At 58.2% G+C, this 16,643-nt stretch carries 16 protein-coding genes; 3 read left to right on the top strand and 13 right to left on the bottom strand.

Annotated features, from left to right (window positions below; all coding sequences use genetic code 11):
* Nucleotides 1–219: 219 nt before the first annotated feature.
* The 5 genes from NV64_RS05795 to NV64_RS05775 form a co-directional block, all read right to left on the bottom strand.
* Nucleotides 220–582: a YibL family ribosome-associated protein gene (locus NV64_RS05795; RefSeq protein ID WP_056240904.1), complete on the bottom strand. Its 363-nt coding sequence runs from the start codon at nt 580–582 to the stop codon at nt 220–222.
* Nucleotides 583–654: 72 nt separating this feature from the next.
* On the bottom strand, nt 655–1,179 hold the full coding sequence (locus tag NV64_RS05790; RefSeq protein ID WP_056240901.1) for an MltR family transcriptional regulator: 525 nt from the start codon (nt 1,177–1,179) through the stop codon (nt 655–657).
* A 95-nt stretch (nt 1,180–1,274) separates the two neighbouring features.
* On the bottom strand, nt 1,275–2,423 hold the full coding sequence (locus NV64_RS05785; RefSeq protein ID WP_056240897.1) for a mannitol-1-phosphate 5-dehydrogenase: 1,149 nt from the start codon (nt 2,421–2,423) through the stop codon (nt 1,275–1,277).
* A 90-nt stretch (nt 2,424–2,513) separates the two neighbouring features.
* Nucleotides 2,514–4,439, bottom strand: coding sequence for a PTS mannitol transporter subunit IICBA (locus NV64_RS05780; protein WP_101505515.1), 1,926 nt, complete (start codon nt 4,437–4,439; stop codon nt 2,514–2,516).
* A 518-nt stretch (nt 4,440–4,957) separates the two neighbouring features.
* Nucleotides 4,958–5,674 carry a DUF3053 domain-containing protein gene (locus NV64_RS05775; protein WP_101505514.1) on the bottom strand — a complete coding sequence of 239 codons (717 nt, stop codon included), beginning with the start codon at nt 5,672–5,674 and terminating at the stop codon, nt 4,958–4,960.
* Nucleotides 5,675–5,920: 246 nt separating this feature from the next.
* Between NV64_RS05775 and NV64_RS05770 the strand changes: the two genes are divergently transcribed.
* Together NV64_RS05770 and NV64_RS05765 are read left to right on the top strand one after the other, a co-directional pair.
* Complete coding sequence (locus NV64_RS05770; protein WP_101505513.1) at nt 5,921–6,175, top strand: hypothetical protein; 255 nt, start codon at nt 5,921–5,923, stop codon at nt 6,173–6,175.
* A 326-nt stretch (nt 6,176–6,501) separates the two neighbouring features.
* Nucleotides 6,502–6,795, top strand: a complete 294-nt coding sequence (locus NV64_RS05765; protein ID WP_056241193.1) for an HTH-type transcriptional regulator — start codon at nt 6,502–6,504, stop codon at nt 6,793–6,795.
* Nucleotides 6,796–6,828: 33 nt separating this feature from the next.
* On the opposite strand, the gene NV64_RS05760 is transcribed toward NV64_RS05765, so the two are convergent.
* The 3 genes from NV64_RS05760 to glyQ form a co-directional block, all read right to left on the bottom strand.
* Nucleotides 6,829–7,881 carry an NAD(P)-dependent alcohol dehydrogenase gene (locus tag NV64_RS05760; protein ID WP_056240886.1) on the bottom strand — a complete coding sequence of 351 codons (1,053 nt, stop codon included), beginning with the start codon at nt 7,879–7,881 and terminating at the stop codon, nt 6,829–6,831.
* Between the two features lie 273 nt (nt 7,882–8,154).
* The gene (gene glyS, locus NV64_RS05755; protein ID WP_056240883.1) at nt 8,155–10,224 is read right to left on the bottom strand and encodes a glycine--tRNA ligase subunit beta; all 2,070 of its coding nucleotides are present in this window, start codon (nt 10,222–10,224) and stop codon (nt 8,155–8,157) included.
* Nucleotides 10,225–10,233: 9 nt separating this feature from the next.
* Nucleotides 10,234–11,145, bottom strand: coding sequence for a glycine--tRNA ligase subunit alpha (gene glyQ, locus NV64_RS05750; RefSeq protein WP_056240879.1), 912 nt, complete (start codon nt 11,143–11,145; stop codon nt 10,234–10,236).
* A gap of 238 nt (nt 11,146–11,383) precedes the next feature.
* Here glyQ and NV64_RS05745 point away from each other — a divergent pair, with 238 nt between their 5' ends.
* Nucleotides 11,384–12,379 carry an acyltransferase gene (locus tag NV64_RS05745; protein ID WP_101505512.1) on the top strand — a complete coding sequence of 332 codons (996 nt, stop codon included), beginning with the start codon at nt 11,384–11,386 and terminating at the stop codon, nt 12,377–12,379.
* A gap of 179 nt (nt 12,380–12,558) precedes the next feature.
* Here NV64_RS05745 and NV64_RS05740 read toward each other — a convergent pair whose 3' ends face one another.
* From NV64_RS05740 to NV64_RS05720, 5 genes are all read right to left on the bottom strand, one after another.
* The gene (locus tag NV64_RS05740) at nt 12,559–13,500 is read right to left on the bottom strand and encodes a GlxA family transcriptional regulator (RefSeq protein WP_056240871.1); all 942 of its coding nucleotides are present in this window, start codon (nt 13,498–13,500) and stop codon (nt 12,559–12,561) included.
* Between the two features lie 62 nt (nt 13,501–13,562).
* Nucleotides 13,563–14,105: an isochorismatase family protein gene (locus NV64_RS05735; RefSeq protein WP_056240867.1), complete on the bottom strand. Its 543-nt coding sequence runs from the start codon at nt 14,103–14,105 to the stop codon at nt 13,563–13,565.
* A 309-nt stretch (nt 14,106–14,414) separates the two neighbouring features.
* Nucleotides 14,415–14,990, bottom strand: a complete 576-nt coding sequence (locus NV64_RS05730) for a PIN domain-containing protein (RefSeq protein ID WP_056240864.1) — start codon at nt 14,988–14,990, stop codon at nt 14,415–14,417.
* A gap of 16 nt (nt 14,991–15,006) precedes the next feature.
* Complete coding sequence (locus NV64_RS05725; protein ID WP_056240858.1) at nt 15,007–15,465, bottom strand: helix-turn-helix domain-containing protein; 459 nt, start codon at nt 15,463–15,465, stop codon at nt 15,007–15,009.
* Between the two features lie 302 nt (nt 15,466–15,767).
* Nucleotides 15,768–16,514 carry a sulfite exporter TauE/SafE family protein gene (locus NV64_RS05720; RefSeq protein ID WP_056240854.1) on the bottom strand — a complete coding sequence of 249 codons (747 nt, stop codon included), beginning with the start codon at nt 16,512–16,514 and terminating at the stop codon, nt 15,768–15,770.
* Nucleotides 16,515–16,643 lie beyond the last annotated feature (129 nt).

Genomic DNA, 16,643 nt, shown 5'->3' with positions numbered 1-16,643 from the left:
AATTTATGCGATGTTAGTCGTCGCAAAAGAATTTAAATAAAGCTTTTGCGATATTAAATTTTATTAATAAGCGTATTCGACAGCGGGTAAGGCCTGACAACAAGGGGGAAGGTACAGCAGGTGAGGCGGGGGAAAGCAATCTTCCGGGAAGGCTGACATGACGCGCCGTCTAAAGAGACGTTTCACATCAGCCTGGATGACATCCGTCAGATACCGGCGTTAAAACGCAGCGCGAGCGTAACCGGTCATCTCTTTCAGACCCAGCTCGCGGCCCAGCGCGGAAGTCGGATGCACCACAATCAGTCCGCGAACGCTTTTTTTCAGCGCGCCCATGTTGGCCTGTTCTTTTTTGGTGATCGCCCGGCTGAACGGCAGTTTTTGCAGCTGCTGCGCTTCCTTGCTGAGTTTTTCAGCCCGCACGCCGCGCAGACGTTCAATTTCAGCCTGCAGCTTATCTTTCTCTTTCAACAGCTCGCCAAGCTTCTCGCTGTCGCCAGACGCCAGCAGCGTCGGTTCTTTATGGTTCAGGGCATCCAGCTTGTCGCTCAACGCTCTGATTTCATCCTGCACTTTTTCTGTCATAACCGTAACCGTCAACAATGATTCATTGCAGCAAAGGATACACGAAAGCGGCGGAAAGAGGGAAAAGGGGCGTTATTTTTTAAAAGCCTGCTTTTGGCTGATCCGCGCGATCAGCGCGGTCAGCGACAGCACCATGGTCGATCGCACCACCTGCAGATAGCGTTGCTGCTGCATGGCGCGTAGTTCCGCATCATCGCTGACGTAGTCGGGGCAGGGCGGCAGGGCGGTAACGCAATGCAGCTCACCAAAGGGGCCGAGGATCTCATCGTCGGTAAAGCGGTACTCGCTGCCGTCGTGGTTCAGCTCTTCACGCAGCGCCATCAGCAGCTCGGCATCTTCATACTCGCTGCGGTTGATGATGCCGAGGCCGTAGACCAGCTTCAGGCGTACCGACAGCTCCCCCAGCGGGCCATCACCGAGCAGCAGCGGTTCGACCGCGTACTTGACGGCATAGTCATCCTTGCGGAACACCTGAGTAATCAGAATATTGACCGCTTCGGCCAGCAGCTCAACGGCGGCGATCAGAAAGCTTCTCACCGAACGTCCGGTGTTCAGGCGCTCCAGCACCCGATTTTCAAAAGCCTGTGGTTGTTCCATGAGAGCCTGCACGTGATTCGTAATGGGGCATAATGGCGTCGGTACGGGCGCAGCAGCGCTGCACCCGTAGGGTTCATCCGTGAGGAAGGCCGACATTATGACACAGCGTTGTAAGCCTTCACCACCGCCGCCACAACATCACTGTGGGCATCCAGGCCAGAGATCTCTGCCAGGGTGGTGGCAACATCCTGTTTCGCCAGCAGTTCGGTCAGCTGCTGCGCCTGAGGGTCCTGCTCGCTGCGATAGTGCAGCGCGGCCGCGATGCCTTGCACCAGGTTGTCGTGCGGCAGCTGATACTCCAGCGTGCCCAGCGTCGGTTTAATCAGGCGGTCACCGGCGCTCAGCTTGCGCAGCGGCTGACGTCCGACGCGCTCGACGTCATCTTTCAGGTACGGATTCTCAAAACGGCTGAGGATCTTGCTGATATAGGCCGCGTGCTTATGTGCATCAAAGCCGTAACGGCGGATCAGCACCGCGCCGCTCTCCTGCATCGCGCCTTCAACCACCTGACGTACCTTTGGATCGAGAATCGCATCACGGATGGTCTGATGGCCGGCCAGCTGGCCGAGATAGGCGGTGATGGCATGGCCGGTGTTCAGCGTAAACAGCTTACGCTCGACAAAGGCCATCAGGTTGTCGGTCAGCTCCATGCCGGCAATCTGCGGCAGCGGGCCTTTAAACTGGGTCTGATCGACGATCCATTCGCTGAAGGTCTCTACGGTCACTTCCAGCGGATCGCTGCTGCCGGCTTCTGTCGGCGGAACAATACGGTCAACGGCGGAGTCGACGAAGCCGACATGCTCTTCGAGCCAGGCGTGATACTGCTCCGGCAGCGCCTTCAGCACGTGGCCCTTCAGCTGAGTGGTGCCACGCACCATGTTTTCACAGGCGATAATGTTCAGCGGACGGGTATTAGCGTTATCACTGCGTTTAGCCAGCCCTTTCGCAATGCTGCCCGCAATGCGCTCAAGGATCTGTGGGCCAACCGCCGTGGTAACGATATCAACCTCAGCCACCCGATCGATAACCTCGTCGCTGGTGCTGTTAATCGCATCAACCCCGGTGACGATCTCGGTCTTCGCCTGCTCACCGACCACCTGTACCGGGTACTGATGGCGCGCGTTCAGCGCGTCGAGCACCGCCTGATTAACATCGGCAAAGGTGAGCTGAATACCGGCATCGGCCAGCAGTTTGCCGATAAAACCGCGGCCAATATTACCCGCGCCAAAATGCAGAGCTTTCATAATTAATCCCTTCTTACAGAGTCAACGAGCCAATAAACAGGGGCCGGGCAAGCCCGGCCCCTGGGGCGAAATCAACGAATGGCTTATGGATCAGGCGCGCGCGTCACCGGACAACAGATCCAGCACGTCCTGCACGTTGCTGGTGGTGGCCAGCCGTTCAATCACCGAGTCATCATCCAGCGCATTGGTCAGGGCGGTAATCACCTGAATATGCTCGTTGTTGCGTGCGGCAATGCCGATCACTAACCGGGCGATGTCGTCTTCATCATCCCCGAACTTCACGCCGTTCGGATACTGGCAGAAGACGATGCCGGTTTTCAGCACGCGATCTTTCGCTTCGATGGTGCCGTGTGGGACGGCGATCGACTCACCCAGATAGGTTGGCGTCAGCTTTTCACGGGCCAGCATCGCTTCCACGTAATCCGGCTCAACGTAGCCACCTTTCACCAGCTGCTCACCGGCAAAGCGGATCGCCTGCTCTTTGTCCGCGGCGTGATTGCCGAGGAACACGTTGGCGGCGCTCAGTTTGAACAGGTTGGCCTGGCCGTCATCATAGCTGTCGTTCAGCGTGGCATTGACCTTTTCACGGTGCTGTTCGCTGCGGTTGGCTTCCACCAGGCGCGCGGTCAGATCGTTATACAGGCCGCTGTCGAGGAAGTTGCTCAGCGAAATATGCTGCGCATGGGGTGCCTGGCGCATCGCGCGCTCGGTCAGATCGCGGTGGGTAATCACCAGGTCAACGTCGCCCGGCAGGCTGTTAATCGCCGAGTTGGTCACCGAGATGTTGCTCAGGCCGGCATCGGCCACCTTCTTACGCAGCACGCCGGCGCCCATGGCGCTGGAACCCATGCCCGCGTCACAGGCAACGATGATTTTACGCACGTGGCTCAGATCGCCGTGCAGGCCTTCAGCGGCAGTAGCGCCGGTCTGGCCTTTAGACTGCGACTTCATCTCCTGCATACGGCGGGTTGCCGCTTCGATATCGTCATCTTCTTTCACTTTGCTGGTTTTCAGCAGCACGGCAGAGACGACAAAGGAGACCGCGAAGGCCGCCACAATCGCCGCGATGTTAGCGAAGTAGGCACCTTTTGGCGTCATCGCCAGCACGGCGAGGATTGAACCCGGAGAAGCCGGAGACACCAGGCCACCGTTCAGCAGGGTCAGGGTGAACACGCCGGTCATACCGCCGAGGATCACCGCCAGAATCAGGCGCGGGTTCATCAGCACGTACGGGAAGTAGATTTCGTGAATACCGCCGAGGAAGTGGATAATCGCGGCACCACCGGCAGACTGCTTCGCATTGCCACGGCCGAAGAACATATAGGCCATCAGTACGCCCATGCCCGGGCCCGGGTTGGCTTCAATCAGGAAGAAGATCGACTTACCGGCTTCGCTGGCCTGCTGGATACCCAGCGGCGAGAAGATACCGTGGTTAATGGCGTTATTGAGGAACAGGATTTTCGCCGGTTCAACAAAGATCGAGGTCAGCGGCAGCAGGTTGTTCTGCACCATCAGATTTACGCCGGCCGCCAGAATGTGCGACAGGCCCTCAACCAGTGGCCCGATCGCCAGGAAGGCAATGATGGCCAGCAGCATGCCGATAATACCGGCAGAGAAGTTGTTAACCAGCATCTCGAAGCCGCTTTTAATCTTACCGTCGATCGCGCGGTCAAAAGATTTGATCGCCCAGCCGCCCAGCGGACCGGCAATCATCGCGCCGAGGAACATCGGCATATCGGCACCGACGATCACGCCCATGGTGGTGATCGCACCGACCACGCCGCCGCGGTCACCGCCGACCAGGCGGCCACCGGTAAAGCCGATCAGCAGCGGCAGCAGGTAGGTGATCATCGGGCCGACCAGCCTGGCCAGCGTTTCGTTTGGCAGCCAGCCGGTTGGGATAAACAGCGCGGTGATGATCCCCCAGGCAATAAATGCCCCGATATTTGGCATCACCATGTTGCTCAGAAAGCGACCAAAGCTCTGCACTTTGATCTTAAAATCTGATGAGGACATATAAACACACCCCTTATGAGTACGCGCTGACCCAGTAAGAGAGCGCGTTGATTTTTGTTGGAGACGTTACGGCGACGCCGTCAGTATCACTGTATGCAGGCGGACTCTATCACGCGAATATGACGCTTGCGATGCGTGCGGATAAAGTGTGATCTAAGTCACTATATGGGTGGGGTGAACCAGGTTGTTTTAGTGATTATGATCACGTTTATGCAGTGAGAACGCCTCTTTCTGTATGTAAAATCGTCGCGAAACGCTCATTTTTGTGATGCTTATCACAAATGATGACGTGCGTTACGTGTCATTTGTGTGATGAAGATCACAATAAATTTCAGGGTGAATTTCGCTGATTATTGATCTGTCGCGTTTCTGTGACGCGGATCTATCGAAGCGATATAGTCTGATAAAACGCGCCATATGAGGTCGCTAAGGGCCTGCAGGGAGCAGGACGCCTGCGGAAATGGGTGGCGGACGACGGGGCGCGTGATGTGGGGCACCGCGGTACCCCTTGCGGTGACTTACTGGAATCCGCCCTGCAGCGCGCTCTGCGCCCGGGTCAGCGCCTGGGTATTGGCGCTCAGATTGCTCATCAGCGTATTGTACTGGGTCGCCTGTTGCTGGGTCGGGAACTGCACGGCCGCGCCGTTGAAGCTCACCTGCGTCCCCTGCTGCTGCAGGAAATCGCCGGTCTGTACCGCATCCTGGCTCAGGGTCTGTAATGCCGGCAATAGCGGGATCAGTGAAGCCGCTGGCTGAGAAACCACCTTGTTATAGACGTTGTCATAGACCGTTTTCAGATCCTCCGGCTGTTTCAGCGTCCCTTTGCTGCTGTCCGCCTGGGTTTTAGCAGACTGAATCTGCTGGGCCAGCACGCCAAGCGCACCGCTGGCCTGGCGCAGAGAGTCGCGGCGCGTCAGGTAATCCTGCGGGGTACGAATGGCAGACAGTTCATCCACCACCGGCTTCATACCCGATTCCACCGCTTTATTGACCTGCTGTGAGAAGCCGTAAAGAATCGCGTAATCGCTGACATAGTTGCCGAACTTCTGCTTCTGGTCTTCGCTCAGGCTCGGCAGATGCTCGCCGCTGCGCATCACGGTATTTTGCAGGAAGTCGATAAACGCTTTGCGCTGATCTCCTTCTTTATCACCGCAGGCGGTCAGCTGCAGCACCAGAAACAGCGCCATAAACGGCACCAGCAGACGCATCCAGACACGCGCAGGTCCTGTGGTCATAAGAACAAACTCCTGTTTAAAACGGGTGATTTTAAGATTGCTACCGCGACTAAGAATAGTCGAACTGCATTTTTAAAGGTAGCCATCATTACTAACCCACCGCAAGGATGTTGATACCTAAAAAACGCTAAAATCATGAACATTGGACCGATATCTATCGAACAGGTGGCTATCGTGGGTTAATGTTTGTCTGCCGAAGCATCATGTCGGTAGATGGAATTTAACGTTAATCATGGAGAACAGACAATGAGTATACGTCAACTGACTCTCACCGAGTCAGCACAGGTCAGCGGTGCCGCGTTTAACCTGTGCGAATTCGATCGCGGTATGGCCGGATTCGAACGCTTCGCAAAAATGTTCACTAACGCTTACGGCGGAAAGGACTGGCGCTATATTGCTGCGGTGAACCCTGAGATCAACCGGGGGATGACCGGGTTTCTGAACAATATGGGGTTTGATGGTAAGGCCTCGCTGGCCGGCTGTAGGCAACAATTTGCCTGAGCCATACGCGGTATCCTGCCTGCCCGGGCCGCCGTTGTGCGGCCTTTTTTTTACCCGCGCCCCTGCCTGCAACGATCGGATCAGCTGATAAATTGACTTCAGTCAGTCGCGGCTGAGATTTTCAGCAGAATTGAAAAATAATCAAAAAATATGACCCAAATCACACGGAATTGTCTAGTATTTAAGTTCCTGGTGCTTTCCGTGTGGGCCCGACTCTGAGGCCGCCAGCGGCTGCTGTTCGCCAGCATTCAGAACCTGAGCTTCAGGTTCTACATCCTCTTGTTGTTCACGTTACGTGAGTTGAATGAGGTGCACTGATGGAATTAATGGAAACAAAAGATCCAATGCATGAACTGCTATCGAGTCTGGAACAGATCGTGATTACCCGTCAGACGATTGCCCTGTCCCCGATTCTGAAGGACGATGTTTTACTGCCTGAACCCAAACGCATCCGGGAGATTACCGGCATGCAGATTGATGAGTTTGCCCTGGCAATGGGCGTTAGCGTTTCCTCGGTGAAGAGTTGGGAAGCGAAGAAGACCCGTCCGTCAGGCAGTGCACAAAAACTGATGCAGTTGATTCATTCGAATCCGTGTCTCAGCAGACAGCTGCTGGGATAAAAGAACAAACCCGCCATCTGGCGGGTTTTTGTTTTACAGGGCGGCCTGCGCCTTCATATCGATCACAAAGCGGTACTTCACGTCACCCTTCAGCATCCGTTCAAACGCCTGCTCGACCTGATCCAGACGGATCACTTCCACCTCAGACACGATCTGGTGCTCACCGCAGAAATCCAGCATCTGCTGAGTCTCTCTGATGCTGCCGATCGAGGTTCCGGAGATGCTCAGGCGCTTAAAGACGATCGGCGTCACGTCCGGCGACTTGTGCGGCGCGTCAGGGATGCCGACCAGCACCAGGTGGCCGTTGGTCTTCAGCGCGGCGAGGTACGGGTCGAGATCGTGCGGTGCCGCCACGCAGTCGAGGATCATATCCAGGCTGTTCTTCACGCCTGCCATCTGCTCAGCGTCCTTCGATACCACCACTTCGCTGGCTCCGAGGCGCAGCGCATCCGCACCTTTTGCCGGAGAGGTGGTAAACAGCACCACTTCCGCGCCCAGCGCACGGGCCAGCTTCACCGCCATATGGCCGAGGCCACCGAGGCCAATCACGCCCACACGCTGGCCTGGCTGCACGTTCCAGTGCTGCAGCGGCGACCAGGTTGTCACGCCGGCACACAGCAGCGGTGCCACCGCGGCCAGCGGCAGGTTCTCCGGTACCGAAACCACAAACCTGCTGTCGACCACGATATTGTCGGCATAACCGCCGAAGGTTTTGCCGCCGATCACCTTTTCCTCGCCGTTATAGGTGGCGGTAAAGCCGGCTTCACAATACTGCTCTTCGCCGTCATGGCACTGCGCGCAGTGGCCGCAGGAGTCGACCATCACGCCGACGCCGACCAGATCGCCGGGCTTAAAGGCGGAGACCGCGCTGCCGGTGGCGACCACGCGACCAACGATTTCGTGGCCCGGCACCAGCGGGAACTGGCTGACGCCCCACTCGTTACGCGCCATATGCAGGTCAGAGTGGCAGACGCCGCAGTAGTGAATATCAATGTGTACGTCACCGGCCTGCAGCTCGCGACGGGTAAAGGTGAAGGGTTCCAGCGGGGTGTTAGCTGCTTTGGCAGCGAATCCGTAAGATTGCATTGATGTCTCAGCCTGGTTGGCAAAAACGGCACAGGGTAGGGATTTAAGGCGTCAGGGGCAAGGTGGAATTGTAAAGGGGGGTGTCTGGAAACCTGTTTCAGAGACCCGAACCGGACAGCCGGTAAACCCGCTGCCCGGTTCAGACGCCCACTCCGCACCGCTGAAGCGCAGGGAGGACACACAGCGCTTACGCTGCCCGCGCACAATGGCAGCAGCCAGCGATCGGCGCTGCCTGCGCGCAATAGCAGCCGCAGGCAGCCACCACTGTAGCACCTACTGCAGCAGCGAGATATCCGCTACCTGCAGGAACAGCGCGCGCAGCTTCGCCAGCAGCGTCAGGCGGTTTAGACGGATCTCTCTGTCGTCGGCGTTGACCATCACCTTGTCAAAGAAGTTGTCCACCGCTTCACGCAGCTCGGCCAGCTCGATCAGCGCATCCTGGTAGCGGCCTTCGGCGAAGTACGGTGCCAGCTTGCTGGTCAGCGCTGAAACGTAGGTCGCCAGCTTGATCTCTTCATTCTCTTTCAGCAGCGACGCCTGCACGCTGTCGTTCAGCGGCTCGTCGGACTTGGCGAGAATATTGGAGACGCGCTTGTTGGCGGCCGCCAGGCTGGCAGCCTGCTCCAGCGTACGGAAGTGCGATACCGCCTTCATACGCGCGTCGAAATCCGCCGGGCGGGTCGGGCGGCGTGCCAGCACGGCCTGGATGGTATCCACGCTGTGGCCCGCTTCCTGGTACCAGCTACGGAAACGGCCGAGCATAAAGTCGACCACCTCATCCACCACCTTCGCGTTGGTCAGCTTGCTGCCGTACAGGCGCGCGGCCTCTTCGGTCAGGGTCTGCAGATCCAGCGGCAGGTTCTTCTCAACGATGATACGCAGCACGCCCAGCGCCGCACGGCGCAGTGCGAACGGGTCTTTATCGCCTTTCGGATGCTGCCCGATGCCGAAGATGCCGGCCAGGGTATCCATCTTATCGGCGATCGCCAGCGCGCAGGCGATCGGGTTAGACGGCAGCGCATCGCCGGCAAAGCGCGGCTGATACTGCTCGTTCAGCGCGACCGCCACGTCTTCGGCTTCGCCGTCGTGACGCGCGTAGTGCATGCCCATCACGCCCTGGGTGTCGGTGAACTCGAACACCATATTGGTCATCAGGTCACACTTGGACAGCAGGCCCGCGCGGGTGGCGTGGTTGACGTCTGCACCGATCTGCGCGGCGATCCAGCCGGCCAGCGCCTGAATACGGTCGGTTTTGTCACGCAGCGTACCCAGCTGTTTCTGGAACAGCACGGTCTCCAGGCGCGGCAGGTTATCTTCCAGACGACGCTTACGGTCGCTGTTAAAGAAGAACTCGGCGTCGGCGAGGCGCGGGCGCACCACCTTCTCGTTACCGGAAATAATCTGCTGCGGATCTTTCGACTCGATGTTGGTGACGAAGATAAAGTTAGGCAGCAGCTTGCCCGCGGCGTCGTACACCGGGAAGTACTTCTGGTCGCCCTTCATGGTGTAGACCAGCGCTTCCGCCGGCACCGCGAGGAACTTCTCTTCAAAGGTGGCGGTCAGCACCACCGGCCACTCGACCAGCGAGGTCACCTCTTCCAGCAGGCTTTCGCTGAGGTCGGCGACGCCGCCAATCTGGCGCGCGGCGGCTTCGGCATCGGCCTTGATGGTGGCTTTACGCACCTCAAAGTCGGCCTGCACGCGGCCGCGCTCCAGCAGGATCTGCGGATACTGATCGGCGTTATCGATGGTGAACTCCGGCTCGCCCATAAAGCGGTGGCCGCGAATCGTACGGGCGGAGTCGATGCCCAGAATCTTCGCCGGGATCAGTTCATCGCCCAGCAGCAGGGTCACGGTGTGTACCGGGCGCACGAACTGCACCTCGGACGCGCCCCAGCGCATCAGTTTCGGGATCGGCAGCTTCGCCAGCGAGGTGGCGATCATCGCCGGCAGCAGCGCCTGCGCGCTTTCACCGGTCACTTTAGCGCGATGCACCAGCCATTCGCCTTTATCGGTGCTCAGACGCTCGGCCTGATCAACGGTAATGCCACAGCCGCGCGCCCAGCCTTCGGCCGCTTTGGTTGGCGCACCGCTGGCATCAAACGCGGCCTGAATCGCCGGGCCACGTTTTTCTACTTCGCGATCCGGCTGCGCGGCGCTCAGCGCGGCGACTTTCAGCGCCAGACGGCGCGGCGCGGCAAACCACTTCACGTCACCGTGGGCGAGGCCCGCAGCATCCAGCTCGGCGGTCAGGTTAGCAGCAAAGGACTCGGCCAGGCTGCGCAGGGCTTTCGGCGGCAGCTCTTCGGTGCCGATCTCCACCAGGAAGGTTTGTTCAGTCATGGCTGCCTCTTAGTTATTCTTGTTGCACATCGGGAAGCCCAGCGCCTCGCGGGAGGCGTAGTAGGCTTCAGCCACGGCTTTAGTCAGGGTACGGATGCGCAGAATATAGCGCTGACGCTCGGTGACCGAGATCGCCTTGCGCGCGTCCAGCAGGTTGAAGCTGTGCGCGGCTTTCAGAATACGTTCATAGGCCGGCAGCGGCAGCGGTTTTTCCAGCGCCAGCAGGCTCTGCGCCTCTTTCTCGTACTGCTCGAAGCAGCTGAACAGGAAATCGACGTCGGCGTATTCGAAGTTGTAGGTCGACTGCTCCACTTCGTTCTGATGGAACACGTCGCCGTAGGTGGTTTTACCCAGCGGACCGTCGCTCCACACCAGATCGTACACGCTGTCCACGCCCTGGATATACATCGCCAGGCGCTCCAGGCCGTAGGTGATCTCGCCGGTGACCGGCTTACACTCCAGGCCGCCGACCTGCTGGAAGTAGGTGAACTGCGTCACTTCCATCCCGTTCAGCCACACTTCCCAGCCGAGGCCCCAGGCGCCCAGCGTCGGGTTTTCCCAGTTATCTTCCACGAAGCGGATGTCGTGAATGGTCGGGTCCATGCCCAGCTCTTTCAGCGAGCCGAGGTACAGCTCCTGAATATTGTCCGGTGACGGCTTGATGATCACCTGGAACTGATAGTAGTGCTGCAGGCGGTTCGGGTTCTCACCGTAGCGGCCATCGGTCGGGCGGCGTGAGGGCTGCACGTAGGCAACGGCGGTTGGCTCCGGGCCGATAGCGCGCAGACAGGTCATCGGGTGAGACGTCCCGGCACCGACTTCCATATCCAGCGGTTGGATGATGGTGCAACCCTGTCGCGCCCAGTAATCCTGTAAGGTCAGGATCAGCCCCTGAAAGGTCTTGGTATCAAACTTTTGCATGTTGATGTCGCACGCGATGAAGTGGTTATAAAAAGTGGGCGTCAGTATACCCTTTGAGCGGGCTGATTACCAAAGTGCTGACGGGCGGTAAGCGCGTTTATCCCCGGCTAATTTTGCTGCCCCTGCCGCATAACCCGCTCATCCCGGTCTGAATTTTCCCGCATCAGGTTGTTGAAGCCCGGCCGCCTGGCTACGCTCTGACACGCAGCCTGCTGAACTGGCGAACAATGAGGATGAAATGTCGCAGAAAATCGGATGGATAGATAACTTACGCGCCCTGGCCTGCCTGATGGTGATTATGATCCACACCACCACCTGGTACGTCACCACCGGCATGTCGGTGGGTGAGCACAGCTGGGATATGTCGAACCTGCTGAACTCCGCTTCCCGCGTCTGCGTACCGATCTTCTTTATGATCTCCGGCTACCTGTTTTTCGGCGAGCGCAGCGCCCAGGCGCGCCACTTTGCCCGCGTGGTGCTGTGCCTGCTGTTCTACAGCGCGGTGGCGCTGGTTTATATCACCCTGCTGACGCCGATTAACGAGAGTAAATCGCTGGCGCACCTGCTGCAGAAGCCGGTGTTTTACCACCTGTGGTTCTTCTTCGCGATTATCGTGATTTACCTGTTCTCGCCGCTGATCCAGGTCAAGCCGGTGCGCGCCCGCTATCTGGCGGTGGTGACGCTGGTGCTGGCGATCGTTGCCAACCCGAACACCGTTGACGGCTCCATCGCCCGCTTCCACTGGCTGCCGATCAACCTTTATATCAGCGGCGACACCATCTACTACCTGCTCTATGCGCTGTTTGGCCGGGCGATCGGCATGATGGCAACCGGCGGACGCCGCACCGGCTGGCTGGCCGGGCTGGTTTTTGCGGCCTGCGTGGCGGCGATCGCTTTCGGCACCAAACGCCAGTTCGCGATTAACGGTGCCTTCGCCGATACCTGGTACCTCTACTGCGGCCCGGCGGTGTTTATCGCCGCGGTCAGCCTGCTGGTGCTGTTTAAAAACTGCTGTAACGACCGCGTACCGGCGTTTATGGCGCTGATTTCCCGCAACTCGCTGCCGATCTACGGCTTTCACGCGCTGTTTATCCACTTTATGCGCACCCACGACCTGGACAACACCGACCGGCCGTGGCTGGATATCCCGCTGATCTTCAGTATCACCCTCGGCGGCAGCCTGCTGCTGGCGATCGGGCTGAAGAAAATTGATACGCGGGGATGGGTGAGCTGAGAAAAGGGGGCTGCTGCATCTTAGGACCGCTTGTCCACAGGCATGACCGTTCGACCGCCAGCTGAAATGCCGACGGTGCAGAGTGACGTAAACAGAACCGTTGCTTACAGAGAACAGCGCCGGGCTGGAGGTACTCAGCCATTAATCGGCACTACGGATTGTTCAGCGGGGATGATCTGTTAGTGGTTCTGTAAGCCGGCGTCTTCCTGCCAGCGTTGTAAGGCCCGCCTTAGCTGGCGGGCGGAGGAGAACCCTGCCGCCAGCGCCGCCCGCTCGTTACCTTCCCCCTGCTGCAGCCGCTGCTGCGCCAGCGTCAGCCGCAGCTGCTCGTGGTAGTCGCGCACGCTGATGCCGAGATGGTCGCGGAACAGCCGGGTGAGATGGCGCGGGCTTACGTGCACCCGGCCGGCGATCTCCTCCAGCGGCCACGCCTGCTCCGGTTGTAACACCAGCAGATCCTGCGCGCGGTGGATCGCCGGGTGCAGATGGTTACGGTAGCGCAGAAACGGCGACAGCTGCGGATCCTCCCCCGAGCGGCGGAAATAAACCACCATTTCCCGCGCCACCTCCAGCGCCACCCGTGGCCCGCACAGCCGGTTAATCAGATGCAGCGCCAGGTCGATGCCCGCCGTAATGCCCGCGCTGGTCCAGATGCCACGATCTTCCACGAAAATCCGGTTTTCTCTGACCATCGCCGCCGGTTCCGCCACCTTGAGTCGGTCGATGACCTCATGATGGGTGGTGCACTGTACGCCGTGCAGCAGCCCGGCTTTCGCCGCCAGCAGCGAACCGGAACAGATGCACACCAGCGTAATGCGCTGCGCGTGAATGGCGGGCTGCATACGCATCAGCCAGTGGCGCGCCGCTAGCGCCTGCGGCGTATCGAACCACACTGTCGAGTCGCTGACGCCGGGCAGCACCAGCAGACAGCCGTCGGGCAGCGTCTCCGGCAGTGGTTCAATGCGGCTGATAAACATCTGAGTGGAACTCAGCACCGTCTCATCCGGCCCGATATAGCGCAGCGCAAAGGCATCACCGGCCAGCGCCAGCGTCTCTGCCGGGCCGGTGATATCCAGCGTCATCACGCCGGGGAGGGTGACAAAATAAACCGGGATGGTCATAGCAGACAGCCTCCTGCGGACAGAAAAGTTTGAGGTCGGTGATAACAATGCTGACGCTGGCATCAGCCCAGCTTATGCAGACACTGTTCGACGGTGGCAATATCCGCAAAGCGGTTGATCAGCACGCTCTCAGTACGGTGGCGAAGATCGGCCACGCTCAGGGTAATGCCGTTATGGGTGATCGGGAAGGTCAGTGTCGCTTCCGTTACGTAAGTCACCTGATAACCGAAATCCGATGCCACGCGGGCGGTGGTTTCACAGCACTGCTCGCTGCGCAGCCCGCTGATGATCACGTGCTTCACCTGCTGCTGCTCCAGCCACTGCTGCAAACCCGATTCAGTCAGCGCGTTATGCACCCGCTTATGGAAGGTGGCAACCGGCTGGTGGCTGAGAAACGGCAGGCGGGTCACCAGCCCGGACTCCGGCCTGAACGCCTCGTCATCATCCTCATGCAGCACGTCCACCACCGCAATCCCGCGCTGCTGGCAGCCGGCAACCAGCGCACTCAACGCCTGCTCAAACGCCGGGGTTTCCGGCGTCTCACGGTAGCCACGATGATAGAAGGATTGCTGCGCGTCAATCACTAACAGTACGGTGTCGGTCATTTTGGGACTCCTTATGAGGTGGGGTTAGGGCTATGATCTACGGGATTGGGGAGGGGGAGAAGGCCAGAAAAGGACGGGATAGGGGTTGGGAGGGACAGGTTCGCGAGGTAGGGGGAAGTTTATAGATCTTGATAAAAGAATCAGGGAGGTCTGGAGAAGTGAATAATACATTTTAAATAGATACTTACATTGCTGATCTGCTCAAAATCTCTCACTCTTGTAACGTTTATAAAACGCTGACTTGTTCGGTTTTACCGAACAAGTCACATCAAACTGTACGCCATCCCGTGATCGGTCTTGTAGCGCCGATCAGATCGCATACTGATATTTCTCCAGCGCCCTGACCGTCAGTGGTAAACCCTGCTTAAACAGCATCTCCAGAAACTCTTTTACTGCCAGCGGCGGGTGGCGAAGTGATTGTCGTTGTCTTCTGACCGCTTTGAGTGCCAGAGCATGGTTGAGGTCAAAAAGGTCGGAGATAAACTCGTCAGGGTGCAGTGCCTCCATATGATAAGAAGCGAGGATTTCCGATGGGAAGTCGCGCTGATTGAGCGTAACAATCACTTCGGCTTTAGCCCGTATAGCCGTTGCAAGAACGTGCCGGTCATCGCTGTCTGGCAGGCTTAATCTTTCAATCAGTGATTCAAACCCTGATATGTTGGCATCTGGCAGTGCCGTATTCATCAACTGAACGGTGTGTCTGAGCGCATCAGGTTTTATATCCACCCGATTAGCTAACAGGTTGCGACACCATTCATCGTGGATACGGCTGCTCCATTTAGGCTGATACAGCCCAACAATTCCAAGATGCATCAGCAGATCCCGTAAGCGTGCCGGGTAGAGTACACAGGCATCCAGTACCACCGGATAAGGTGAGTGTCCCATGATTAAACTTCCCTGATTAATAGATTCCTAAATTTTGCCCCTGATCCGCCAGGGCCTGCATCGCCTCCAGACTCTGCTGTTCACGCTGTTGTTTATAGTTCAGCAGATCGGCAAACAGCACCCGGCGATGGCGTCCGGTTTTATGAAACGGTAGCTTGCCTTCTTCGAGCAACTTCACCATATGCGGACGGGAAACGTTGAGGATATTGGCGGCTTCCTGAGTGGTCAGTTCGGCCTGCACTGGCACGATCTGCACTGCGTTGCCCACGGCCAGCTCCCCGAGCACCTCAACCAGCAGGTTCAGTGCCCGGGCAGGCAGTTCAATACTGTGGGACTGATTATCTTCGCCGACGATTGAAATTCGCTGGGTTTCCAGTCGGGTGGAGAGGAAAGCTGCCAGTTCCCGTTGCCCGCGCTGTGCCACTTCGCTTTCAAAGGGATCGGGAAGGTTAAGAGGGATTAATGGCGTTGCCATAATGATTACCTTTGTCGGTGAGTCACTGCAAGATTAATCGAAATAGACGAAAATAACAATAATCGAAACAAACGAAACGTGCGCTCAGAAGGGTTTCCGGAATGCAGGACATTGCCCTAAAGCTAAAAACTCAACCAGCAGTTGCTTCCGTGCAGTAGATTTTATCGTCCGGTCGCCTGTAAAACCCTCTACAGCTACTGGTAGCCGCCAGGCAGGCTGTAAGCGCTATCCTTTACCAGGGCGCGGCTGTATAAAACGCAACCTGTAAGACCAACTTACAGGTTCATCAAAGGTCACCCCCTTTAGCCAAAATACCGCCCCACCAGCATCACCCCGGACGCCAGCAAAATCAGATTAATCATCCGCAGAAACTGCTCGCGCGACATTTTCAGGGTGAAGAAACGCCCCAGCGTGATGCCGATAATCATCCCAGGCAGCAGGGTCAGCGCCAGCAGCAGCAGGTGCCAGTCCATATACACCCCGGCGACAGCGAAGATAATCACCCGGGTCAGGGTGCTGAGGCCGATTATCGTAGTCTGGGTGATGCGGAACGCCTCTTTCTGCGGCAGCCGCCCGCCGAGCCAGATGGCATAGATAAAGCCGCCGCTGCCGAACAGCGCGCTGAACACGCCGCCGACCAGGCCAAAGGGCACCACGGCAGCGGGTGGAAAGGCGTGCGCCGGTTTACGGCCGATCAGCGACCACAGCGCGTAGCCGATAACAAATACGCCCAGCGCCAGCAGCAGGATCTCCGGGCGGGTGGTCAGCAGGATAGTGGCACCGACCAGGCTGCCGGCCACCATCAGCGGCACCAGCCGCCTCAGCTCCGGCCAGGCGGCGTTACGGCCGTCGCGGCTGACGTTGATGATGGCTGCGCAGAGATCCAGCAGCGCCAGCAGCGGCACGATCTGCGACAGCGGCAGGTACAGCGCCATCACCGGGCTGGCGATCAGCGCGCTGCCAAAGCCGGCAATGCCGAAAATCACGTAGGCCACCAGCAGGGTGACGGCGAGGATCAGATAAGCGGAAAGCGTAAGCGTATCGTGCATGGGGTTGACGGTTCCCTGTCAGTGATGGCGTAAAGCCGGGCTGGCGGCGTGTGCCGCCCGCGGATTAATTTGTGCTCAGTTTAACGCTCAATCGTAAAAATACTACAGGCGGGCTGATGATTTATTCGT

The organism is Erwinia sp. B116 (genome assembly GCF_002865965.1).
GTDB lineage: Bacteria > Pseudomonadota > Gammaproteobacteria > Enterobacterales > Enterobacteriaceae > Erwinia.
This window is presented reverse-complemented; position numbering and strand designations above follow the sequence as displayed.